Consider the following 22474-nt stretch of genomic DNA (forward strand, 5'->3'; position numbering starts at 1 on the left):
AATGCTCTTTTTCATTGAATGTAGGCTTAATTTTATCTTATTATTTAACGATGACGATAAGTATTTAATAAAGTGCTACTCACTCTAATTCTATAAATAATGAGTTTATAACTGATAAATTTATGACTAATACCACCTCTTTTGTTTTAACCAGCTATAACATTCATAAAGGCATGTCGCCGATGAATCGCCAAGTCAAGATACAGGGTATCGCTCAAGCGCTTGATATCATTGGCTCAGACATACTTTGTCTACAAGAAGTGCAGGGTCAAAACCTCAAGCGCAATATGCAATATAACGAATATCCTGACCAATCGCAGCATGAATGGTTTGGTGAATATCTACAATTGCAAAATAGCTACGGTAAAAACTCAGAGTATGAAAACGGTCATCATGGCAATGCGGTGCTGAGTCGCTTTCCGCTAGATCCAAAGCATAACGTCAATATCACCGTTAATAAACTTGAGCAGCGCGGTGTCTTGCACTGTGAAGTGCAGCCCCTAGGTTGGGAGATGCCGGTAGTGGTGTTATGTGCTCATTTAAACCTCTTTGAGCGCGACCGCATCAAGCAATACGAAGCCATTTCCAATTATGTGCGTAATGAGATTGCGCCCGACCAGCCACTGATTTTGGCGGGTGATTTTAATGACTGGAAAAAAATGTCTTGTGACAGACTCGCATCGAGCTTAGGCATGACCGAAGCCTTTAAGCATTGCCATGGCAAATTACTGCCAACCTTCCCCGCAAAGCTACCTGTACTGAGTCTAGACCGTATCTATGTGCGCAATCTAAGGGTGAAAGATGCTTGGGTACATACCGGCAAGCCTTGGTCAACGCTATCAGATCATTTGCCACTTAGTGCAGAGTTGGCATTGCTATAACTTAAACTTAATAAATAAAAAATTAACAAAAGAATAGATATTAGAATAATACAAGGATGATAAATCATGTCTGATAAACAACTACCAACGACACAACACGCCGTACTAATACGCGAGTTTGGCGAACCTGAAGTCATGATATATCAAGACGGCGTGGCTATTCCTGAATTAACGGACAATCAAGTATTAGTAAAAATCGCTTATGCCGGCATAAATCCCGTCGATTATAAAACCCGTCAAGGTAAAGGTTGGGGCGCTGAAGCGATTCAAAAAGGTAAATTTAATAAAAATGAGCCTGCTATTCTAGGCTGTGATGTTGCTGGTATCGTCGTTAAAAGTAATAGTGATAAGTTTGCAGTCGGCGAGCAAGTTGCGGCACTGACCTTTGACGGTGGCGGTTATGCAGAGTATGTTGCGGTCGATGCTAATCTACTGGCAAAAATCCCTCAGTCGCTGACATTAGAGCAAGCAGGCGCACTACCTTGCATTGGACAAACGGCGCTGCAATTTGTCGAGTTTGCTGATATTAAAAACGGTGAGCATATTGTTATCAATGCGCCAGCCGGCGGCGTTGGGCATTTAGCCATTCAGCTATTGATGGATAAAGTGACGCAAGATAATGTAAAAGTAACCGTTATTTGCTCGCCAGAGAAATATGCCAAACTTGACGATTTAATAGATAAAAGTAAGCTGGCAGGTTGGATTGATTATACCAAAGATGATGCTTTTCCTGACTTACAAGCCGATGTGCTATTGGACTTGGTCGGTGATGATGCGGGTATACGCGCGCTGAGCGGTATAAAATCTGGCGGGCGCGTCAATGTCTTACCGACGATTTGGGTTGATAAACTGCAAGCAGCGGGTAGTGAGAAGAACTTAAAGGTGGCAGGTTATAAAGCGCAGCGTAGTGGGGAAGATATGGCACGGGTTTTACAGCTTGTTGCCGATGGCAAGTTGACTCTGAAAATTCAGCAGACCTATCCTTTGTCTGAAGTAGTGGCTGCGCATCGCCAGCTAGAAAAAGGCGATACCTTTGGTAAGATTGTGCTAAAAGCAAGCTAAGCTAGATTAAGCTAAGTTCTAAGCTTGCTTAATTTAATGCCATTTGTCTAAAGGTTAGGCTAATACGCCCTTCATCGACTGTTTTAGTTTTAGTGATGCTATGCTTCCAATATTTTTGCGTATCACCATGCATGACAATAAGCTGACCGGACTCAAGATAAAGCTCAACTTTATCTTGAGTTTTTTTATGCTTAAAAACAAATTTTCGTGTGGCACCAAGTGATAAGGAAGCGATAATAGGCTGATCGCCAAGCTCTTTTTCATCGTCCGCATGATAACCCATACCCTCATCGCCAGACGGATAATAATTGAGCAAGCACGAATTGAAATTAGCGTTAATTCCAAGCGTTGTTAATTGTTCCTCGACATGATGTTTCACATGAAACACGGTGTCTGTCCAAGGCATGGTTTGACGCGTATGCCCCGAGTACTGATAGTCAATATTGCTATTACCCATCCAAACGATTTGACGCGTTGTGACGTGCGTCTTGCCAAATGAGGTGACGATATCAGATTGCCAAGGCAGCGTCGTTAATAATGCATAATATAAGGCGCTCGGATAATAGATAACGATACCTAAATCATTTACTTTGCCATCGCAAGGCAATAAGTTATCAGTCGGCGCAGTCGCAAAAAGGTCAGTCATAACTCACATTCCACATCGCTCAGCTTATTTACTGTCTTTATAATGTTTATTGATAATCTGCGCACACAACTCAGGCGCTTCCATCGGTAATAGATGACCGTAGTCTGGCAAGGAGATAATACTGCCGTCAGGGACAAATTTTTGCCATTGTTTGCGTACTTTATCATTGATAAATAAAGTCGGTTTGCCCGTGATAAGGGTATAAGGACAGCTGAGTTTTTTCAGGGCGGCATCGATATGGGGCGCACCAAAATAGTTGGCAAGCTCTTGCTCGGGGGCGAACATCAAGCTATAACTACCATCATCGTTGGCAGACAAGCTTTGCTCAGCAAACACTCGTAAGTGCTCATCGCTGATACGCTTATAAGCCCGTTGCGCGCGTAAGCTCTTGTAGTAATCATCGACGCTTACCCAAGTAGCTTGTTTAGTCAGGGTGCTTTTAAATGGCTCACGGCTTAGCAGAAATTGACGTGGCATCAAGTTATAAAGTGTCGCTTGTCTTTTAGTAAAGGTGACAGGCTCAATAAGATATAGCTGTGAGAAGAGGTCAGGGCGTTTGGCCGCTGCCATGGCGGTGGCAGTTGCGCCTTGCGAATGCCCAATACCAACAATAGGGTTGTCTTGGGTTTTTTCTAAAAACTTAATAAGTATATCGGCATCTTGCTCGCGGGTCAGGCGCGGCGCTTGTGGTTTGTCATACCAGTAGCCACGTAGCGCCAATGCAGATAAGTCAAAGCCAATGGCCAGCGCATTTAATAATGGCGCATAAGTACCAACGGTGAAACTATTGCCGCCATAAAAATGGGCAGACTGGCGTTTAGGAGAGCCCGAATCTGCTGACGGATTGAGCTGCTGCAAGTCATAATAGCGCGCATGTTTGCCATCGATATTGATACGCTTGGTAAATGCTTCCATAAAAATAACACTTCCTTGTGATGGTTTCTTTTGAACCTTTATCATTAAATTCTAGCATTAACTTTTATCATTGAATTGTTATTAGCTATCTTCGCCCAAGAAGCCGCCACTTTGACGTTGCCATAAACGGGCATAAACGCCATTTAACGCCAATAAATCATCATGACTGCCTTGTTCAATGATATGACCTTTATCCATGACGACCAGTCTATCAAGCGCAGCAATGGTCGATAATCTATGGGCAATCGCAATCACGGTTTTGCCAGTCATGATGTCATTTAGGCTTTCGGTAATGGCAAATTCAATCTCAGAATCAAGCGCACTGGTCGCCTCATCCAATAACAAAATCGGGGCATTTTTGAGCATGACGCGTGAGATAGCGATGCGCTGACGTTGACCGCCAGAGAGCTTAACACCGCGCTCGCCGACTTGGGTATCAAGACCAGTATTGCCCTTATCATCATACAAGCTCTCGATAAAGTCCCATGCTTGGGCTTGCTTGGCAGCCGTAACGATTTCATCATCGGTTGCGTCAGGACGACCGTAGGCGATGTTTTCACGGACGGTACGATGTAATAAAGAGGTATCTTGGGTGACCATACCGATTTGCTGACGTAACGATTCTTGGGTCACTTCATCAATCGCTTGCCCATCGATAAATACTTTACCTTTATCAACATCAAAAAAGCGCAACAGTAGATTGACCAAGGTGGACTTACCGGCACCTGAGCGCCCAACCAGACCGATTTTTTCACCCGGTTTGATATCCAAGTAAAAATTATCTAGTAGCTTAGCGTATGAGGTTCGTGAAGCATAATCAATACCATCCTCAGCAACGTTATCAGGATGTTTGGCTAATTTATGCGTATTTAAACCTGTATCATCGTCTTCGCCTTCATAACTAAAATCAACACGATCAAAGACAATACGACCATCAGTGACTGTGAGTGCGGGCGCGTTTGGTTTATCAACGATGGTTTGCGGTGCCGATAAAGTGCGCATGCCGTCTTGGACGGTACCGATACTTTCAAACAAGCTGGCGGTTTGCCACATAATCCATTGCGTGAGACCGTTTAAACGCAGTGCCATCGCCGTCGCGGCGGCAATTGCCCCAACTCCAATTGCGCCTTGCTGCCATAAATAGAGGCTGATACCGGCTGTCGAGCTGACCAAAATCACACTAATTAAATGGGTCGAGACTTCTAAATAACTGACCCAGCGCATCTGTGCATGGACAGTACCCAAAAATTGTCCCATAGCGTTTTTGGCATAACCAAGCTCACGGCGCGAATGACTGAATAGCTTAACGGTCATGATATTGGCGTAAGCGTCGGTTATACGTCCCGTCATCAAAGCGCGGGCATCGGCTTGTACAATCGCCGTTTGTTTCAGTTTGGGGATAAAGTACCACATCGCCAGCCAAACTAAGACGAACCAAGCGATAAATGGGATTAATAATAAGCTGTCTAAATTAAATAAAATCACACCGGTGGTAATAAAGTAGACGGCGACATACATAAACATGTCGGTGACCGTCATCACGGTATCACGCACCGCCAATGCCGTTTGCATCACCTTAGCAGAAACGCGACCAGAGAATTCGTCTTGATAAAACTGCATTGATTGCCCAAGCATGCGCTGATGAAAACGCCAGCGCATTTGCATAGGAAAAACGCCTTGCAAGGTTTGAAAATGAATAAACGATGAAAAGGCAATCCAGAGTGGACTGACAATCATCACGGCTAGCATCAATAGCAGCATATCGCCTTTTTCTGTCCACAGATTTTGCGGGGTATAAACACTAAGCCAATCGACGATATTCCCAATCCACGCAAATAGCATGGCCTCGTAAATACCGATACCGGCAGACAAAATCATAAACAGCAATAGCCAACCGCGTAGACCTTTGGTACAGGCCCACAAGAACTTTAGCATGCCATCACTTGGGGATGGCAGCGGCATAGGCGTATCAGGAAAGGCGGGCAATCGAGTTTCGAAAAAACGAAATAGAGCATTCATAGGCAGTGATAAAGCATCAATAGCAGTACGCCAAGATAAGTACGATAACGTACTTTCTTGAATCTTTACTTTTGTGATTAGGATTGTTTGTTATTTTAACAAACTTCGCTTTAATGGCTGCATGCTAATTGTAAGCTGAAGAGTATCGCTTATACTCAACTCTAGCTTACTCACTGCATGGGTAGTTTCACCAATCCTTTATAACTTTATCAGTAATAAATAACCAAAATTAAATCACCTGTAAGATAAATAGATTGCCGCATAAGAAATATTTTGTTACATTCTATGATTTCATTGGATTTAGCAACGTTGACAGCAAAACCATTTAAGGCATAAGAAGTAACAGAGTATAAGATAAAGGCAATACTGATAGCAGTGTGAAATGCCAATAATAAACCCGCCATAGCGTAATTTAACAAGGATGACGTTAATGATGTATCTAATGATAGCAGTGCTATGTAGCGTCGCTGTTTCCGTACTTTTAAAAATATTGCGCCAAAAAAATATCGATATTCGCCAAACCATCGTGGCAGGGTATCCTGTGGCCTTTTTACTGACTTGGGTTTTATTAAAACCAGATGTTAGTAGCATTGGCGCACTCGGGGATGCATGGGGCATCATTATTGCGCTTGGAGTGTTATTGCCTGCGGTATTTATTATTCTTGGGCGCGCAATTGAATCGGTCGGTATGGTCGCAACCGATGCCGCCCAGCGCTTATCCTTAATTATTCCCATTGTGGCCGCTTTTTTGTTATTCGGTGAAGTACTGACGGGTACGCGCATACTTGGGCTAGCGTTAGGGTTTTTGGCACTTGCTGCCTTGGTCTATCGTCCGCAGCATGGGCTCATAAATACCCAAGCAAAGCAGACGCCGCTGTGGCTGTTTGGCGTTTGGCTAGGCTATGGCGTTATTGATATCTTATTTAAACAAGTTGCTAAGCAAGGCGCGGCCTTTCCTTTAACCTTGTTTGTGACGTTTGGGTTGGCAGGGTTACTGCTGCTCGTTTACTTACTCATCACGCGTGTCCGCTGGCAGGGTAATGCCTTTAGCGCAGGATTATTACTTGGCGCACTAAATATGGGCAATATTTATGCTTATGTGCGTGCCCATCAAGTATTGTCTGAATCACCCAGTATCGTCTTTACGGGTATGAACGTCGGTGTGATTGCAGTGGCAACGTTGATAGGCGTCGGCGTGTTTAAAGAGTCGCTTAATCGTATCAATATAGTCGGTTTATTATTGGCAGTTTGCTGTGTGGCGGTATTGTTTTTGGCTTAGCTTCACCGCTTTTAAGTTACCAAAAATTTAACTTATCAACAATAGGCACACGGCATGTCCTATGTTAAGGTTATTTATAGTCAAGCTCACGTCATCGGAGGGCTGATTGACTTATTATAATAATGTTTGATTTTTATTAATTAGGATAGGATATCTACTCAATGGAATACGAAAAACAACTACAGCGTATCAAAAATGGTTCAGGTTTCATCGCTGCCCTTGATCAAAGCGGTGGCAGCACGCCAAAAGCATTAGAGAATTACGGCGTTAGCGGCGATGCTTATGATAATGATGAAGCGATGTTTGACCTAGTACATGAGATGCGCGCGCGTATCATGACTTGTGAGGCTTTTGATAATGAGCGTGTGCTTGGGGCGATTTTATTTGAAGATACCATGGAGCGCGAGGTTAACGGCAAGCCGACGGCTAACTATCTATGGGAAGATAAAAATATCGTGCCGTTCTTAAAAGTAGATAAGGGTTTGGCTGAGCACATGAATGGTGTGCAAGTGATGCGCCCGATACCAAATTTAGACTTATTATTAGATAAAGCAAAAAACTATCCGATATTTGGCACCAAGATGCGCTCAGTGATTTATGAGCCAAGTGTCGATGGTATTAAGCTGGTGGTGCAGCAGCAGTTTGATGTGGCAAAGCAGATTATCTCCAAAGGTTTGATGCCTATTGTTGAACCTGAAGTGGATATCAATAGTAGCAAAAAACATGATTGCGAAATCATCCTTAAAACCAGTATTTTGTACAACCTTGAGCGTTTAAATGATGTTCATCAAGTGATGCTAAAACTGACCTTGCCAGATGAAGAAGGCTTCTATCAAGAACTTATCGATCATCCTAAAGTATTAAAAGTGGTTGCGCTATCGGGTGGTTATAGTCGTCATGATGCCTGCGAAAAGCTTAAACAAAACCCTGGTATGATTGCCAGTTTCTCACGTGCCTTTACTGAAGGCTTGAGTAAGCAACAGAGCGATGAAGAATTTGCTGCGATTATTAACGCTTCTATTGAAGAGATTTATGAGGCGTCGAAGATTTAACACAGTCTGTTAAACGTCATCTGTTATTGCCATAAGTTATTAGTTCATAAAAAAAGCGCTACTCATGAGTAGCGCTTTTTTGTGAGCTAAAGATTAAGGGTAATGCTGAGCGGTCAGACCTCTTTATATAACTGACGTCCTTCCCTACGATATTTTTCAGTCATCTCTGCCATACCTTTATGGATCTCATCGAGACTGGCCTCACCCACTTGACCGACAAGCTCAGTATCCACTTCTTTAATCAGATGACTTGTATGGGTTAAATCGCCCGTTTGCGGCGTGACTTGTTTATTAGCGGTATCTTTATCCAGTCCTGCTGCATATTCACGCACGTTTTGGGTGATTTTCATGGAGCAAAATTTTGGACCGCACATCGAGCAAAAGTGCGCCGATTTGTGCGCGTCTTTTGGCAAGGTTTCGTCATGATATTCACGCGCGGTATCAGGGTCGAGCGCCAGATTAAACTGATCATCCCAGCGGAATTCAAAACGGGCCTTGGATAAGGCATTATCACGCGCCTGCGCACCTGGATGACCCTTAGCAAGGTCAGCAGCGTGAGCGGCAATCTTATATGTGATGATACCGTCTTTGACATCCTTTTTATTGGGCAAACCTAAATGCTCTTTTGGCGTGACATAACAAAGCATGGCAGTGCCGAACCAGCCAATCATCGCCGCACCAATAGCACTAGTGATATGGTCATAACCAGGAGCAATGTCGGTAGTTAAAGGCCCTAAGGTATAAAAGGGGGCGTCAGCACATAGCTCAAGCTGCAAGTCCATGTTTTCTTTAATGCGGTTTATCGCCACATGTCCAGGACCTTCGATCATCACCTGTACATCATGCTTCCAAGCGACTTTGGTTAGCTCACCGAGTGTACGCAGCTCACCAAACTGCGCTTCGTCATTAGCGTCTTGTAAACAGCCGGGACGTAGACCATCACCTAGACTAAACGCCACATCATATTGCTTCATAATCTCGCAGATATCTTCAAAGTGGGTGTATAAAAAGCTTTCTTTATGATGAGCCAAACACCACTGCGCCATGATAGAACCACCACGCGAGACGATACCCGTTAAGCGTCCAGCGGTTAATGGTACATAACGTAATAGCACGCCGGCGTGAATAGTAAAGTAATCAACGCCTTGTTCCGCTTGTTCGATAAGGGTGTCGCGGAATATTTCCCACGTAAGATCTTCTGCGACACCGTCAACTTTTTCTAATGCTTGATAGATTGGCACCGTACCGATGGGCACTGGCGAGTTACGAATCAACCATTCACGGGTTTCATGGATATGATTACCCGTCGATAAATCCATAATGGTATCTGCGCCCCAGCGCGTTGCCCACGTCATTTTTGATACTTCTTCATCGATAGAAGAGCCAAGTGCTGAGTTACCGATATTGGCATTGATTTTCACTAAAAAATTGCGCCCGATAATCATCGGCTCGGATTCAGGATGATTGATGTTATTTGGAATAATTGCGCGTCCAGCAGCCACTTCATCACGCACAAATTCAGGAGTGATAATTTTCGGCGTATTGGCACCAAAGCTTTCGCCGTCATGTTGGCGCATATCGGTCAGCTCATGCTGCTTTTGCGTTTCACGAATAGCGATATACTCCATCTCAGGGGTAATAATACCGCGGCGCGCATAATACATTTGTGTGACATTTTTGCCTTCTTTAGCACGGCGCGGCTTATCAATATGCGCGAATCTTAAGTTAGCGGTACTGATGTCGCGGGCGCGAGCTTGTCCGTAAGAACTTGATAAACCACCTAACTGTTCAGTATCACTGCGCTCAGCTATCCAACCTTCGCGCAATTTAGGCAAACCTTTGGTCAAGTCAATGTCGACATTGGGATCGGTATAAACGCCTGAGGTGTCATAGACATAAAATGGGGGATTATGCTCGCCTTCATTAGCGCCAGCACCGCCAACAGGGGTGTCTGCTAAGCTAATCTCACGCATCGGCACTTGAATATCGGGTCTTGAACCTTCGATATAGACTTTTTTGGAGGCGGGGAGAATACGGTGTAAGTCGCGGGCGTCTTCTTCAAAACGCGCATCATTTGCCGTACGGTGGGCAGGCGTTTTTAGCGCGTCGGCTTTTTTATCAGAAGTTTTAGCAACCGGAGTCGATGTGATTGGTGTCATGTTCATAAGCTGTCCTAGCGTGTTGGTTTTTGAATAAAAGCAACACCGCCAGTAGCTGCGGGGCAAGACTATGCAAGACAGACAAATTCAATTATCAAATGCGTGCATTATTATCAAATTCAACTCTCATTGAAACTCAATCTAATGCCGTTCTTTAATAATTGGTAGGCGCAACTTCGTATTGATTGCCACACAGCAGCGTAAAAACGCTGTCAGACATAAGATATTAGCAATAATAAAAAGGCATTTCTGCGCGCCTTTTGTACAGGTATAACATAGGCTTAAGACTTCCCTGCGTCGGTACTAACCGCATCAGGTTCGGCGGGTGATCTCTCAGCGAATGTATTAAAAAGCTTATAAAGTAAGCTTGTCATACACCGCACCCCGAGTCTGTCAGTGTTGTAAATCAGTCTCATACTAACAAACTATAAGGGTGCTGCCTAGTTATTTGCCGTTTGTTAGTTGAGATGCAATCATGGTATTTTTTAAGTTAAAGACTGTCTTTTTAATCAATAAAAGCCATCATCTACATTATTTTTCTGGTGTCCAACCTTGCGCACGCTCATAGTCTTCGTTATCTAAAAACTTCTCACGTTGTTCGGTTAAGAATTTTTTGGCCTCAGGGTCTAGCATGCTTAGATGGTTTTCGTTAATCAGCATGGTCTGCTGCTCAAGCCACTCTTTCCATGCTTTGTCAGAGACGGTTTCTTGCAGTTCTTGACCTTTTTTATTGGGAAAAGGAGGGTGTGGCATTTTGGGCAATTCTTGCTTATATTTGCGGCAAAAGACGGTATTAGCTTGTGGGTTAAAAGTTTCGGTCATAAGGCAATCCTTATTAGTTAATGGTGTTAAATTATTAAGTGCAATATTGGTATCAACCTATGATAACGGTCTTCGAAGGTTTAGCCAAGGATAACAGGTGTAGAGAAGGTAACAGCCCATGTAGCTATTGATGTTCATAAAACCATATTTATAAAACTATCTACATAAAAATACCCGCGATAATGCGGGTATTTTTATGAATGGGCTAATGCTGAGATTAGACCTTGTATGGTGCTGCTAGCTTTACGCAAATACTTTTAATCGCGTACGACCATTAACGACCGCTTGTTTAACCTGATTTGGCGCAGTACCACCTAAATGGTCACGCGCTGCTAACGAGCCTTCTAGCGTTAGATACTCAAAGACATCATCACCAATCGCATCGCTAAATTGCTGCAATTGCGCTAAAGACAAGTCGCTTAGATCAACGCCTTCTTTAATACCTAAAGCGACGGCATTGCCAACGACTTCATGAGCATCACGGAATGCAACGCCATTGCGTACTAAGTAATCAGCCAAATCAGTCGCTGTTGCATAGCCTTTCATGGTAGCAGCGCGCATATTTTCTTTATTTGGCGTGATGTTCGGTAGCATATCAGCAAATGCTAATAGCGAACCCGTTAAGGTATCGACGCAATCAAATAGCGGCTCTTTGTCTTCTTGGTTGTCTTTATTATAAGCAAGCGGCTGACTTTTCATCAGGCTTAATAATGTCATCAATTGGCCAAAGACACGCGCCGCTTTACCGCGTACCAGTTCTGGTACATCAGGGTTTTTCTTTTGCGGCATAATAGATGAGCCAGTACAAAAACGATCTGGAATCTGCACAAAGTTAAATTGTGCAGACATCCACAGGATAATCTCTTCGCTCATGCGTGACATATGCATCATTAAAATAGAGGCCGCTGAGGTAAACTCAATGGCAAAATCTCGGTCTGATACGGCGTCTAAAGAGTTTTGGCAAATACCTTCAAAACCTAGCAATTTGGCAGTGATATTACGATCGATTGGGAAGGTCGTGCCAGCAAGGGCGGCACTACCAAGCGGCATCTGATTGATACGGCGACGGGCATCAACAAGACGCTCTGTATCGCGGTATAACATCTCAAACCATGCCATTACGTGATGACCAAAGCTCACGGGCTGCGCGGTTTGCAAATGGGTAAAACCTGGCATAATCGTGTCCGTATGCTGCTCAGCCAAATCGAGCAAGCCGCTCTGCAAACGTACCAATAGCGCGATGATGTTATCCGTTTCTTCACGCAACCACAGACGAATATCGGTTGCAACCTGATCGTTACGGCTACGGCCAGTATGCAGTTTTTTACCTACCGCGCCGACAATATCTGTCAGGCGTGATTCGACGTTCATGTGTACGTCCTCTAACGCAATAGACCAGTTAAACTCGCCCGCTTCAATCTCACGTAACACTTGCTGTAAGCCATCGATAATGGTCGCAACGTCGTCAGCGCTTAAGATACCACACTCTTTAAGCATGGTGGCGTGGGCAATCGAGCCTTGAATATCATGACGGGCAAAGCGCTGGTCAAAACCGACAGAAGCAGTAAAGGCGGCGACGAAGCTGTCCGTCGCTTCACTAAAGCGACCACCCCACATCTGCTGACCCTGACTACTTGTAGGGCTGTGCGCTGCAGCAGTATTTGTTAGAGAAGCTTCTGTGCTAGAATCAGAAACAGCTGGATTTTTATTTGAATCGGGATTACTAATATTTGAAGAGTTGGCGTTCATATCGGTACAAGACAAGTCAAGAGAATAAGAACTCAAGTATAGCAAATGATGAGGTTGCCTTACTAGCGGAGCGCTTAGAGTTTTTTATGCCCAAGCTCATGGAAATTATGAAGCCTTGGCAATGGCTGTTGGCAATCTTTTTTTGGTCGCTGTTTGTGGCTATAGTGGATCGCCATAGTGTGGCCAATGAATCCCAATTTATCATCAAATTTATCGCAAGATTTATCCAGACCAGTTTAACCTTACTACCTTCTTTTTATCTGATAGATTATCTGCGCCCTATCTTTAAGCGTTTAAGCGTATCAAGGGCCAGCATGTATGTGCTGCTCATCTTAACGAGTGCTACCGCAGTGACCATGATGTTAGTCCTGTTGATTATGATAAATTGTGGTTGGTTTGCTTATAGTATTCCCGTGTTTATCTCAACGGTTGTTTTTAATGTCGTCATTAGCGCGGGCTTTACGGTTGCCGCTTTACTGATTTTTTTACGGCGCTACCGTGAAATGAATGCGCTTAAACAATCGTTTGAGCAAAAACTGCGCGCCCAAAACGATGTATTAAAAGCCCGCCTGGCACCGCATTTCTTTTTTAATACCATCAATACGTTAATGTCACTGATCGAATCTGACCCTGCTCGTGCGGCTGATTTATTGCAGCACGTTTCAGCGTTATTCCGCGCCAGTTTTAATGGTGCGCGTGAGATTAGTTTTGAGGAAGAGATTGCTCTTTGCGAGCATTATTTGGCCATTGAGTCGATCCGTTTAGCAGATAAATTGATCATAAGCTGGCAGTTGCCTGACGAAGATGTGATGTATGACATGGTCATCACCGCGCTAACATTACAAAGCGTGATTGAAAAAATGCTGCTCAATGTGGTTGAGATGACCACCGAAACCATTTATATCGATATTAAAGTTACTTGGCTACAGCATCGCGTCGAAATTACGATTAGCGTGCAGCTGCCTAAAAAAACCTTAATGATTAATCACGACTTGCGTCAACACATGGATTTTTATATTCAAGCCGAACGCCTGCGTGCTTATTTTGGCGAAAGTGCCGATATCCAAAGTAGTATTACCAGTAAACAAATTCTTACTATTATTCATTACCCGCTACAAGATGTCAGTTTATAATTCTTTCTTTAAAAGCGCTTCCTTTGGTGGTTAATCGTCAACCGTTAATACTAACTGTTAACGTGGCATATTTATTGCACCGCTTAGTTGTGTTGGTCACAATAAACATTTAAACGCTCAAGATGGATTGGCGGCTTGCACAAGTTAGACACTTAGTTTATAACTTAAGTAGAGAGCCATTTTCGCTAAGTAATACGCTGTAAATACTGATATGTTATAAATATATTAAGAGATTTCTAAGTATGCACTTATAAAGGAGTTTGCATGCGGATTGTAGTTTGTGATGATGAGCCATTAGCCCGTGAACGTTTAGTTAGAATTGTCCAAGAATCAGGTCATGAGGTAGTTGCCCAAGCAAAGACAGGCATCGAGGCGATTATTGCCGTAAAATCTCAGCAGCCAGACATCATATTGCTCGATATTCGTATGCCCGAGATGGACGGGGTAGAGTGTGCCCAAGAGCTTGCAAAGCTGAAACATCCACCAGCTATTATATTTGTAACAGCTTATGACCATTATGCGATAGCGGCACTAAAAGCCAATGCCATCGGTTATCTGTTAAAGCCAGCCAATAAAGACGAGCTGCTAGAAGCGTTGCATAAAGCCACCAATCTCAATGCCGCGCAATTAAATGGGATTCGTAAACTTGAGAACCCGACCGCCCGTCCAGTGCGCGAAAATATAGTAGCCCGTACCCATCGCGGTGTTGAGCTAATTGAACTCAAAGACATTTATTATTTTACCGCGGATCAAAAGTACGTCAAAGTTCGCCATAGAGATGGCATTGTTCTTATCGATGATACTTTAAAAGAGCTTGAGCAAGAGTTTGAGGGCAGACTGTTTCGGGTGCATCGCAACGCCATTATTAATATCAAGTATTTAGACTTTTTAGAAACCTTAGATGCAGGACAGTTCCAGCTGCATTTTAAAGGGATTGATGAAACCCTAGCGGTAAGCCGTCGCCATTTACCGGCACTACGTGAAAAGATTCAAAGCATGTAACTTTCTATTTAGCTTTAAAAGCATTGAAATTTAAAGCCATTTAGCTTCGAAACTACGTGTCTATAAAGTATTAAGCAGCAAGCGCTGTAATCTGTTGAAATAATCATGCCATATCATCAAACCCTTATTTATGCTTAAATAGGGGTATTTTTTTGTATTCTTCTTTTTTATAAATCGTTTGTAGCGCCCGTCTTGGGTGCCGGATTTGTATTGTTATTAAGCACTGACATTCTAGTATCGAACTTATTGAGGCCTTTTATGAGCACCACGCAGCCACCTGCTTTGACTACCTTAAATATTGCCACCCGCCAAAGCCCATTGGCATTATGGCAAGCTGAGCATATTCGTGACCGCCTGTTGGCGCTGTATCCTGAGCTGACCATTAACCTGCTAAAGATTGTCACTAAAGGGGATAAGATTTTGGATACGCCCCTAGCTAAAATTGGCGGCAAGGGTTTGTTCGTTAAGGAGCTTGAACAAGCGTTGTATGAAAAGCAGGCAGATATTGCGGTGCATTCTTTAAAAGATGTGCCGATGGAGTTACCAGAAGGCTTGACGTTGGGCGTCTACTGTAAACGCGCCTCGCCAACCGATGCGTTTGTTTCTAACACTTATCATAGTATTGATGAATTGCCGCAAGGTGCGGTAGTCGGTACCGCAAGCTTACGTCGCCAATGCCAAATTAAAGCTTATCGTCCCGATTTACAGATCAAAACCCTGCGCGGCAACGTTGGTACGCGCTTAGGGAAGCTCGATGCGGGTGAGTACGATGCCATTATTTTGGCCACCAGTGGTTTGCAGCGGATTGAGCTTGATGAACGCATTCGTAGCGAGTTGGATATTGATATTTGCTTGCCAGCGGTTGGACAAGGCGCACTGGCGATTGAATGCCGTGAAGGTGATGATGAAGTTTTAAAATTATTAGCACCATTAAATGATGACAAAGCTCGTATTCGCCTTATCGCTGAGCGCGCATTGAACCGTCATTTACAAGGTGGCTGCCAAGTACCTATTGCGGCTTATGCGGTGTTACAAATGTCTGATGCAGACAAAGATAGCAGTAGCAAAAACAAAGGCCAAAATGGCAATAATGATGCAGGTGATACCTTGTGGCTACGCGGTCGCGTCGGTCAAGAAGATGGTAGCGAGGTACTAAAAGCTGATAAAAGCTTGACCTTAACGGGTAGCCAAGCTGAGAAAGAAGAGCAAGCCAACCAGCTAGGTATTGAAGTTGCTGAGATGCTACTAGCCATTGGTGCTGGTGAAATTTTATCGGCCATTTATAACCCTAAATAGCAGCTATATTTGATAATATTTAACTATTATTGCCATCTTAATCATAGCGTCGTTACTTATATCACTCTATGATTAAGCTTCCTTTCTTCCTAAGCTTTTTGTCACGGTATGTTTATGTCTTGGTCATCATCGAATTCTACTGATTCCAATCAATCTATTGATAAGCCATCATTGCTGCCGCAAGTCGTCATTAATACGCGCCCAGTTGAGCGTGCGGCACCGTTGACCCAGCATTTACAAGCGGCAGGAATGTCGGTGATTGATATGCCGATGTTGACACTAGAATCGCGCCCAACTACCGAGCAAGATATGCGATTGATGCATCAATGGTTTGTAGGTGATTATCAAGCACTCGTCATTGTTAGCCCGACTGCCGCCGCTTCAGGATTGGCTGTTTGGCAAGCGCTTGAAAATGAACACCAAGCTCAGAAATCTGAGAGAAATGTTAGTGAGCATAAAGAATCAGAGCTTAAAGATGCAAAAGCCCCGAGCCATCTGATTGCAGTTGGAGAAGCGACTGCGGCGGTATTAAATGACTGCAAATTAGATGTAGCAAGCTATCAAGTATTGCAGCCGTTAATTGCCAATAATGAAGGTATGTTAGCCATGCCTGAAATTGAAAGTCTCCAAGCAGGCGATAAACTCTTGGTATGGCGCGGGCTTGGTGGGCGGCGCTTATTGGTTGATACGCTACAGGCACGCGGCGTGCATATCGATAGCATCGCTTGGTATGAGCGCAAAATGCCCAGTGATGCTATGGCGCAGTATGAAGAGTGGCAAACTCAGTTCCTTGCGCAGCCGTCTTTGCAGCAAACATCATCAGTAGCACAGCCAAAGCCCATCGTGATTGTCAGTAGTGGCACGGCATTTGAGAACTGGGAAACCGTTGTTAAGGCAGTGGCAACCAAGGATTTAGAGTCAAATAAAGGCAAAATGGCGAGTTCACCATTAAAACTCACCGATTTTGCGTACGTTGTATTAGGCGAGCGCTTAGCCAATATGGTCGCGCGTCAGCAGTTAAGTTATTGGCGGATAGAGGATTTGGCGCCAACAACGATTCTTGCAGCAATTAATTCACCCATAGTGGATTCAATGTAAGCAAGAAAACCCATTTTTCTTACTCTATTTATTTTATATTTGCTTAAAAACTATCAATCACCAACGGTGCTGCCTTATGTCCATGAATTCCGAATCGTTATCTAAGGAGCCTTCTGCTATTCAGCAGCGCCGGCAAGCAAATATGTTTTTGGTGCGCTTGCAATGGGTGGTGATTTTATTGCTTATCGCTGCTTTACTGTGGTTTTTTATCAATCAACAGCGTTTCGAGCGCAATGTGAATGAACGTTTGCAAAGCAACGAACAAGTGGTCAGCCGTCTCAATGAGATGGACGATCGCATCTTTGCCATGAGTCAGCAAACCTTGCCAGCACCTCGCGCTGCCGCCAGTAGCCAAGCTCAAAACCAGCTGGATTTATTGCGTATTCAAATACAAGCGGCTGATAGATTATTGGCAGACAATAACGAGAGTGCAGCGATTGAGTTATTGCGCGGCCTACATTGGCAGCTATCCCAAAGCAGTAATGAGATTGCCCCCGCACTGACCGTGGTGATTAAACAAAGCTTGGTAAAGGATATTGAACGTTTGCAGGCAAGAAGCTCGCAGCCGAGTCCGTGGCAGCTACAAAGCCTAGCCATTCAAAATATCCAAGAGTTTTTACACAGTTATGAACGTCCAAATAATACGGTTGGTCAAACTAATAGCACCGATAACAATGTAAATTTAACGCGCAGACAGCTTGTGATTCATGAAGTGATTATGACGTTGAATTTAGCCAGTCAAGCCAGCAATATGCGTGAAAAAGAGCAGTTGGTCGGCTATTTGCGCCAAGCACGTAAGCAGCTACAAACCTTAGAACCACAGTCATCATTATCAGAACCATCTACCAATAATAAAAACTCTCAAGCAACGAACAGCACAACCGCTAATAAAGATAAGGCGCAAACCAAATCCTCTCCTAATGACATTACTGAGGTTATCGACTGGTTGGATCGATTGATTGCCAATGCGCCAAAACCAACGCCATTATTAACCACGCAAATTTTGGATAAGCCTAAGCGTTAGTGATAGTTTTTAAAATTCTATAAGATAAAAATAAGAGAAAGGTAGTGATGAATAGTTTTGACAACAATACAGCGTTAAGTAATGAAAGTTCAGGTAACGTTCGCCCTGACGAGTTGGCGCACTATCCAATTATTCATTATCAGCCAATTCATTGGGGTGAAATGGATGCTTTTAACCATCTAAATAATGTGGTTTTTTATCGTTATGCAGAGTCAGCACGAATAGCCTATTTGCAAGCACTCGGCATGTTTGATGGCAGCATGGTGACGGTCTTAGCGCAATCTAGCTGCCAATATTTACGCCCTGTGACGTATCCTGATACGTTATTATTAGGCGTACGTTGTCAGCGCTTGGGCAATACCAGCATCGTAATCGAATACAGCTATTATAGCTGCGCTCAAAAAGCGATAGTCGCGACTGCTGACGCCGTTATCGTCCGTTTGGAAAGTAATGGCAAGGATAAATTACCGTGGACCACCGAGGAGCGTGAGCGCTTATTGGCGTTAGAAGCCAGCGTTGGTCATACACCCAAACTTTAAAAAATAAGCTCGTTTAGTAAGTTATAAATGCTGGTAAAATAACGCCGATAAAAGAGTGCTAATCACTAAACCAGTAAAAATAAGAAAGGCACGCTAAGTTATTAGCGTGCCTTTCTTATTTATCATACTTTTTGCTGCTTGCTTTTGCGTTGGTCTTTATTTTTGCTTAGGTGCGTGCACAAAGTCAACGACGTTCAAATCAAAACCTGACAAGGCATAAAACTTCATCGGTGATGACAGTAAGCGCATATCACGAACCCCTAAATGGCGTAAAATCTGTGCGCCAACCCCAATACTGCGATAAGGCTGCTGAGCGATGGTTGAGATTGATTGATTTTCAGCGGCTCTATCAAGCGCATCTCCTAAATCAACCGGCTGATGGTTGCCAATCCAAACGAGCACGCCGCGTTCTGACTCTTGTATTTCTTCTAGCGCTGAACGTACACTCCAGCCGCTACGACCAGTTGCGTCATTTTTCGCCGCAAATAAGTCGCGTAATGGATGGAAACCATGTACCCGAACGGTACTAACGCCTTCGCTAACATCGCCCTTTACTAAAGCTAAATGAGTTTCGTCCGCACCAAACTCGCGGAAACGATGCAAGGTAAAGGTACCATATTCTGTCTCAAACGGATGTGACTCAATCTCTTCGACCGTTTGCTCATTGGCAATGCGGTAGTTGATTAGGTCCGCAATCGTGCCGATTTTGATGCCATGTTCTTTGGCAAATATCTCAAGATCATCACGGCGCGCCATCGTACCATCATCATTGATGATTTCAACGATCACCGCTGCTGGCTCCAAACCCGCTAGGCGAGCCAAATCACAACCAGCTTCGGTATGACCGGCACGATGCAGGACGCCACCATTTTGAGCCATAATCGGGAAAATATGCCCAGGCTGGACGATATTTTCTGGTTTTGCTGAAGAAGAAACGGCTGCTTGAATAGTACGCGCACGGTCAGCGGCAGAAATACCTGTCGTGACGCCTTCAGCGGCTTCAATAGAAACGGTAAAGTTGGTGCTGAATTTTGCTTCATTGCGGTCTGACATCAGTGGCAATGCTAGCTGCTGGCAACGTGCTTCTGATAAGGTCAAGCAAACCAAACCACGCGCATGGGTAATCATAAAGTTAATATCATCAGGGCGTACATGGGTCGCTGCCATAATGATATCGCCTTCGTTTTCGCGATCTTCGTCATCCATTAAGATGACCATTTTTCCAGCACGAATATCTTCGATAATCTCAGGAATTGTATTTAAACTCATAGGAAGTCTCAATATTTTATTATGTGTAGATAGGTTTAATTGGGGATATAAATGTTTATCTGCCCATTGTAGCAGTAGATTGCTTCAATCACTGCTGTGCTAAAGCAAAACCTGCCTTAGTTAGAGCCATATGCGATAAAAATGATCTACTCAATTGGCTTGTATATATTGTTATGAGGTCATTTTAACGCTTTTCACCCCAGCGTGCTGCCTCATCTTGACAATCTGTCAATTAATAGGTTAAAAATAGTGATAAGTATTATCAATGATGCAAACCTATAACCTTAATTGTTACTGGCTGCTTGGCTCTTTAGCCAGTCCATAAATTGCTTACTGTGTTGCTCGCGCTGATTGTCAGCAAATTCATAAAAACTTGTCCCGATTAAATTATCGGGCAAATAGCTTTGTGGGTAATAGTGGTTGGGGTAGTCATGAGGATATGCGTAGCCTTGACCATAGCCTTGATTACGCATCAATTTGGTCACGCCATTACGCAAATGCAGCGGTACAGGTGAAGCGTCTTTTTCTGCCAACGCCATCGCCGCATTAATGGCTTTGTACGTGCTATTACTTTTGGCGCTGGTCGCAAGATACACCACCACTTGCCCTAAGATAATACGCGCTTCTGGCATACCGATGGATTGCACACTACGCAAAGCGGCATCAGCAAGAAGTAGGGCGTTGGGGTTAGCATTACCGATATCTTCGCTGGCCAAAATCACCAAGCGCCGAGCGATAAAATCGGCAGGTTCACCACCAACCAACATCCGCGCCATCCAATAAAGTGCCGCATCTGGGTCTGAGCCGCGTACGGACTTTATCATGGCAGATATAATATCGTAATGCTGCTCGCCATCCTTATCGTAGCGTACTAAAGCTGTCTGGGCGACACGGGCGACCAATTCATCATCAATGACAAGCGGCGACTGCTTAGCATCCGCCGTCTGAATAGCAAGCTCTAATACATTGAGCGCTTTTCTAGCATCACCATGCGCCAATTGGCTAATAGTCTGTTGTGCCTGCAAATCAACCGTCAAATTTTTCAGAATGCTATCTTCTAAAAGTGCGCGCTGCAATACTGCACTGATTTGTTCAGGCGTCAACGGCTCTAGACGATAAACTTGGCAGCGGGATAATAGTGCGTTATTGACACTAAATGACGGATTTTCAGTTGTCGCACCAATTAAAGTAATATCACCTGACTCTACCGCGCCAAGTAGCGCGTCTTGCTGGGCTTTATTAAAACGGTGAATCTCATCGATAAAGACCACAGGCGACTCGAAGCTTAACGAATCTTTAGTATCTAACACCTCACGTAATTGCTTAACGCCTGTATTTAATGCTGATAGCGCATGAAAGGGTCGTTCAACGGCATCAGCCAATAGCATGGCGATGGTGGTTTTACCGATGCCCGCTTCGCCATGCAAAATAATCGACGGCAAATGTCCTTGCTCGACCAAGCGCCGTAACGGTGCACCCGCTGCTAACAGGTGCTCTTGACCAATAATAGCATCAAGGGTCGCAGGGCGCATACGCTGAGCAAGAGGGGTATCGGCATGAAAATTCGGTGGCATAAAGGTCTCTATTATCAATTAAATAGCTTTTAATTTTTATGGGGTAAAGTCTTTATCTTAAGCTTGATGTTAAAAAAGAATATATATTCTAGCTAGGCTAACGCAGATTTACGTTAATAGAAGTCAACTAAGTGTACAACTTATGTCTTAGCTACTTTATTTTTTAAGTTTTTATCCCTATTAAAGGATTAATAGTTCTATAAAGAATCGTACTTATAGAATAATATTCTAAACGCTCAATTTTTGTATATAAGGTAAGACAGTAATGAGGTTGCAGTCGACTTTTAAGCGTTTATTTAAGCGCTCTATAGCTGCTAGAGGCTCAAAGCAACAATCACGTTATCTGACTGATGGAGAGATAGCTTTGGCACGCTCAGTATTTGGTGACAGCCTCAAGCTTGATAGCGTGCAGCTTAAAACCGCATGGTGGGTTTTAAAATATTACGCTGTTAGCCCTAATGGCAATATTTATTTCCATCCGGCTGACTGGGTCACAGATTTTAGCCAATGTTCATTGGGTAAGCAAAGTTGGCTTATCCATGAATTAACCCACGTTTGGCAGTTGCAGCACGGTCTTAAAGTCGTACGCGGCGCTATCATAAATCGCCGTTATGATTATGTACTTGAAGCAGGTAAGTCTTTTTTTAGCTATGGCATCGAGCAGCAGGCGCGTATGGTGCAAGACTATTTTGTCCGTCGTCATCATAGTCATGACTGTCGCGATTTTGAAGCTTGCATTCCATTCTTGGCAGCACCAAATTTAAGCACGCCAACGCTCGATATTAATCATGATAGCCATGACAATGACAGGTTGTTTAAAGTTTAATCTTTCTATTATGCTTAAATATTTATATGATGGCTTAAGCAGTTTATGATTACAGACAGGAATTATCATAAAAAGCTCTAGAATTTATCACTCAATTGAGTCAATAACGCTTCTAAAAATACCATCAGT

General features: G+C 43.7%; 19 protein-coding genes and 1 riboswitch. Of the genes, 11 read left to right on the forward strand and 8 right to left on the reverse strand.

Annotated features, from left to right (window positions below):
* The first annotated feature begins 122 nt into the window (after positions 1-122).
* A complete protein-coding gene (locus tag AC2FA3_RS06065; protein WP_200663048.1) occupies positions 123-881 on the forward strand; it encodes an endonuclease/exonuclease/phosphatase family protein in 759 nt (252 codons plus the stop codon).
* 66 nt (positions 882-947) lie between these two features.
* Positions 948-1943, forward strand: coding sequence for an NADP-dependent oxidoreductase (locus AC2FA3_RS06070; protein WP_490508787.1), 996 nt, complete (start codon positions 948-950; stop codon positions 1941-1943).
* Positions 1944-1971: 28 nt separating this feature from the next.
* Here AC2FA3_RS06070 and AC2FA3_RS06075 read toward each other — a convergent pair whose 3' ends face one another.
* From AC2FA3_RS06075 to AC2FA3_RS06085, 3 genes are all read right to left on the reverse strand, one after another.
* On the reverse strand, positions 1972-2589 hold the full coding sequence (locus tag AC2FA3_RS06075; RefSeq protein ID WP_490508788.1) for an alpha-ketoglutarate-dependent dioxygenase AlkB family protein: 618 nt from the start codon (positions 2587-2589) through the stop codon (positions 1972-1974).
* 24 nt (positions 2590-2613) lie between these two features.
* Entirely contained in the window at positions 2614-3504 is an 891-nt protein-coding gene (locus AC2FA3_RS06080) for an alpha/beta fold hydrolase (RefSeq protein WP_490508790.1), read from the reverse strand.
* An 81-nt stretch (positions 3505-3585) separates the two neighbouring features.
* The gene (locus AC2FA3_RS06085; RefSeq protein ID WP_490508791.1) at positions 3586-5523 is read right to left on the reverse strand and encodes an ABC transporter ATP-binding protein; all 1938 of its coding nucleotides are present in this window, start codon (positions 5521-5523) and stop codon (positions 3586-3588) included.
* A 430-nt stretch (positions 5524-5953) separates the two neighbouring features.
* Here AC2FA3_RS06085 and AC2FA3_RS06090 point away from each other — a divergent pair, with 430 nt between their 5' ends.
* A complete protein-coding gene (locus AC2FA3_RS06090; protein WP_490508792.1) occupies positions 5954-6802 on the forward strand; it encodes a hypothetical protein in 849 nt (282 codons plus the stop codon).
* Between the two features lie 161 nt (positions 6803-6963).
* Positions 6964-7854, forward strand: a complete 891-nt coding sequence (locus tag AC2FA3_RS06095; protein WP_490508793.1) for a fructose bisphosphate aldolase — start codon at positions 6964-6966, stop codon at positions 7852-7854.
* 113 nt (positions 7855-7967) lie between these two features.
* Here AC2FA3_RS06095 and thiC read toward each other — a convergent pair whose 3' ends face one another.
* From thiC to argH, 3 genes are all read right to left on the reverse strand, one after another.
* Entirely contained in the window at positions 7968-10019 is a 2052-nt protein-coding gene (gene thiC, locus AC2FA3_RS06100) for a phosphomethylpyrimidine synthase ThiC (RefSeq protein WP_490508794.1), read from the reverse strand.
* 266 nt (positions 10020-10285) lie between these two features.
* Positions 10286-10410: riboswitch (TPP riboswitch) on the reverse strand.
* Between the two features lie 134 nt (positions 10411-10544).
* Complete coding sequence (locus tag AC2FA3_RS06105) at positions 10545-10835, reverse strand: oxidative damage protection protein (RefSeq protein ID WP_149490360.1); 291 nt, start codon at positions 10833-10835, stop codon at positions 10545-10547.
* Positions 10836-11078: 243 nt separating this feature from the next.
* Positions 11079-12620: an argininosuccinate lyase gene (gene argH, locus AC2FA3_RS06110; RefSeq protein WP_490508796.1), complete on the reverse strand. Its 1542-nt coding sequence runs from the start codon at positions 12618-12620 to the stop codon at positions 11079-11081.
* Between the two features lie 50 nt (positions 12621-12670).
* On the opposite strand from argH, the gene AC2FA3_RS06115 reads away from it, so the two are divergent.
* The 6 genes from AC2FA3_RS06115 to AC2FA3_RS06140 all read left to right on the forward strand — a co-directional run bounded on the left by AC2FA3_RS06115 (position 12671) and on the right by AC2FA3_RS06140 (position 18676).
* Entirely contained in the window at positions 12671-13717 is a 1047-nt protein-coding gene (locus AC2FA3_RS06115; RefSeq protein ID WP_490508797.1) for a sensor histidine kinase, read from the forward strand.
* Between the two features lie 264 nt (positions 13718-13981).
* Positions 13982-14719: a LytR/AlgR family response regulator transcription factor gene (locus AC2FA3_RS06120; protein WP_490508798.1), complete on the forward strand. Its 738-nt coding sequence runs from the start codon at positions 13982-13984 to the stop codon at positions 14717-14719.
* Positions 14720-14977: 258 nt separating this feature from the next.
* Entirely contained in the window at positions 14978-16015 is a 1038-nt protein-coding gene (gene hemC / locus AC2FA3_RS06125) for a hydroxymethylbilane synthase (protein ID WP_490508799.1), read from the forward strand.
* A 114-nt stretch (positions 16016-16129) separates the two neighbouring features.
* Positions 16130-17113: a uroporphyrinogen-III synthase gene (locus AC2FA3_RS06130; protein ID WP_490508801.1), complete on the forward strand. Its 984-nt coding sequence runs from the start codon at positions 16130-16132 to the stop codon at positions 17111-17113.
* A gap of 76 nt (positions 17114-17189) precedes the next feature.
* A complete protein-coding gene (locus AC2FA3_RS06135) occupies positions 17190-18137 on the forward strand; it encodes a hypothetical protein (RefSeq protein WP_490508802.1) in 948 nt (315 codons plus the stop codon).
* A gap of 47 nt (positions 18138-18184) precedes the next feature.
* Positions 18185-18676 (forward strand): acyl-CoA thioesterase, encoded by a 492-nt coding sequence (locus tag AC2FA3_RS06140; protein WP_490508803.1) that lies wholly within the window; start codon positions 18185-18187, stop codon positions 18674-18676.
* A gap of 156 nt (positions 18677-18832) precedes the next feature.
* Here the strand turns inward: AC2FA3_RS06140 and ribBA are convergent, their stop codons facing one another.
* Together ribBA and AC2FA3_RS06150 are read right to left on the reverse strand one after the other, a co-directional pair.
* Positions 18833-19945: a bifunctional 3,4-dihydroxy-2-butanone-4-phosphate synthase/GTP cyclohydrolase II gene (gene ribBA / locus AC2FA3_RS06145; RefSeq protein ID WP_490508804.1), complete on the reverse strand. Its 1113-nt coding sequence runs from the start codon at positions 19943-19945 to the stop codon at positions 18833-18835.
* Positions 19946-20229: 284 nt separating this feature from the next.
* Positions 20230-21519 (reverse strand): replication-associated recombination protein A, encoded by a 1290-nt coding sequence (locus tag AC2FA3_RS06150; RefSeq protein WP_490508805.1) that lies wholly within the window; start codon positions 21517-21519, stop codon positions 20230-20232.
* Positions 21520-21784: 265 nt separating this feature from the next.
* On the opposite strand from AC2FA3_RS06150, the gene AC2FA3_RS06155 reads away from it, so the two are divergent.
* Positions 21785-22345 carry a hypothetical protein gene (locus AC2FA3_RS06155; protein WP_490508806.1) on the forward strand — a complete coding sequence of 187 codons (561 nt, stop codon included), beginning with the start codon at positions 21785-21787 and terminating at the stop codon, positions 22343-22345.
* Positions 22346-22474 lie beyond the last annotated feature (129 nt).

This window comes from Janibacter sp. CoH_79_TC_3, assembly GCF_058197955.1.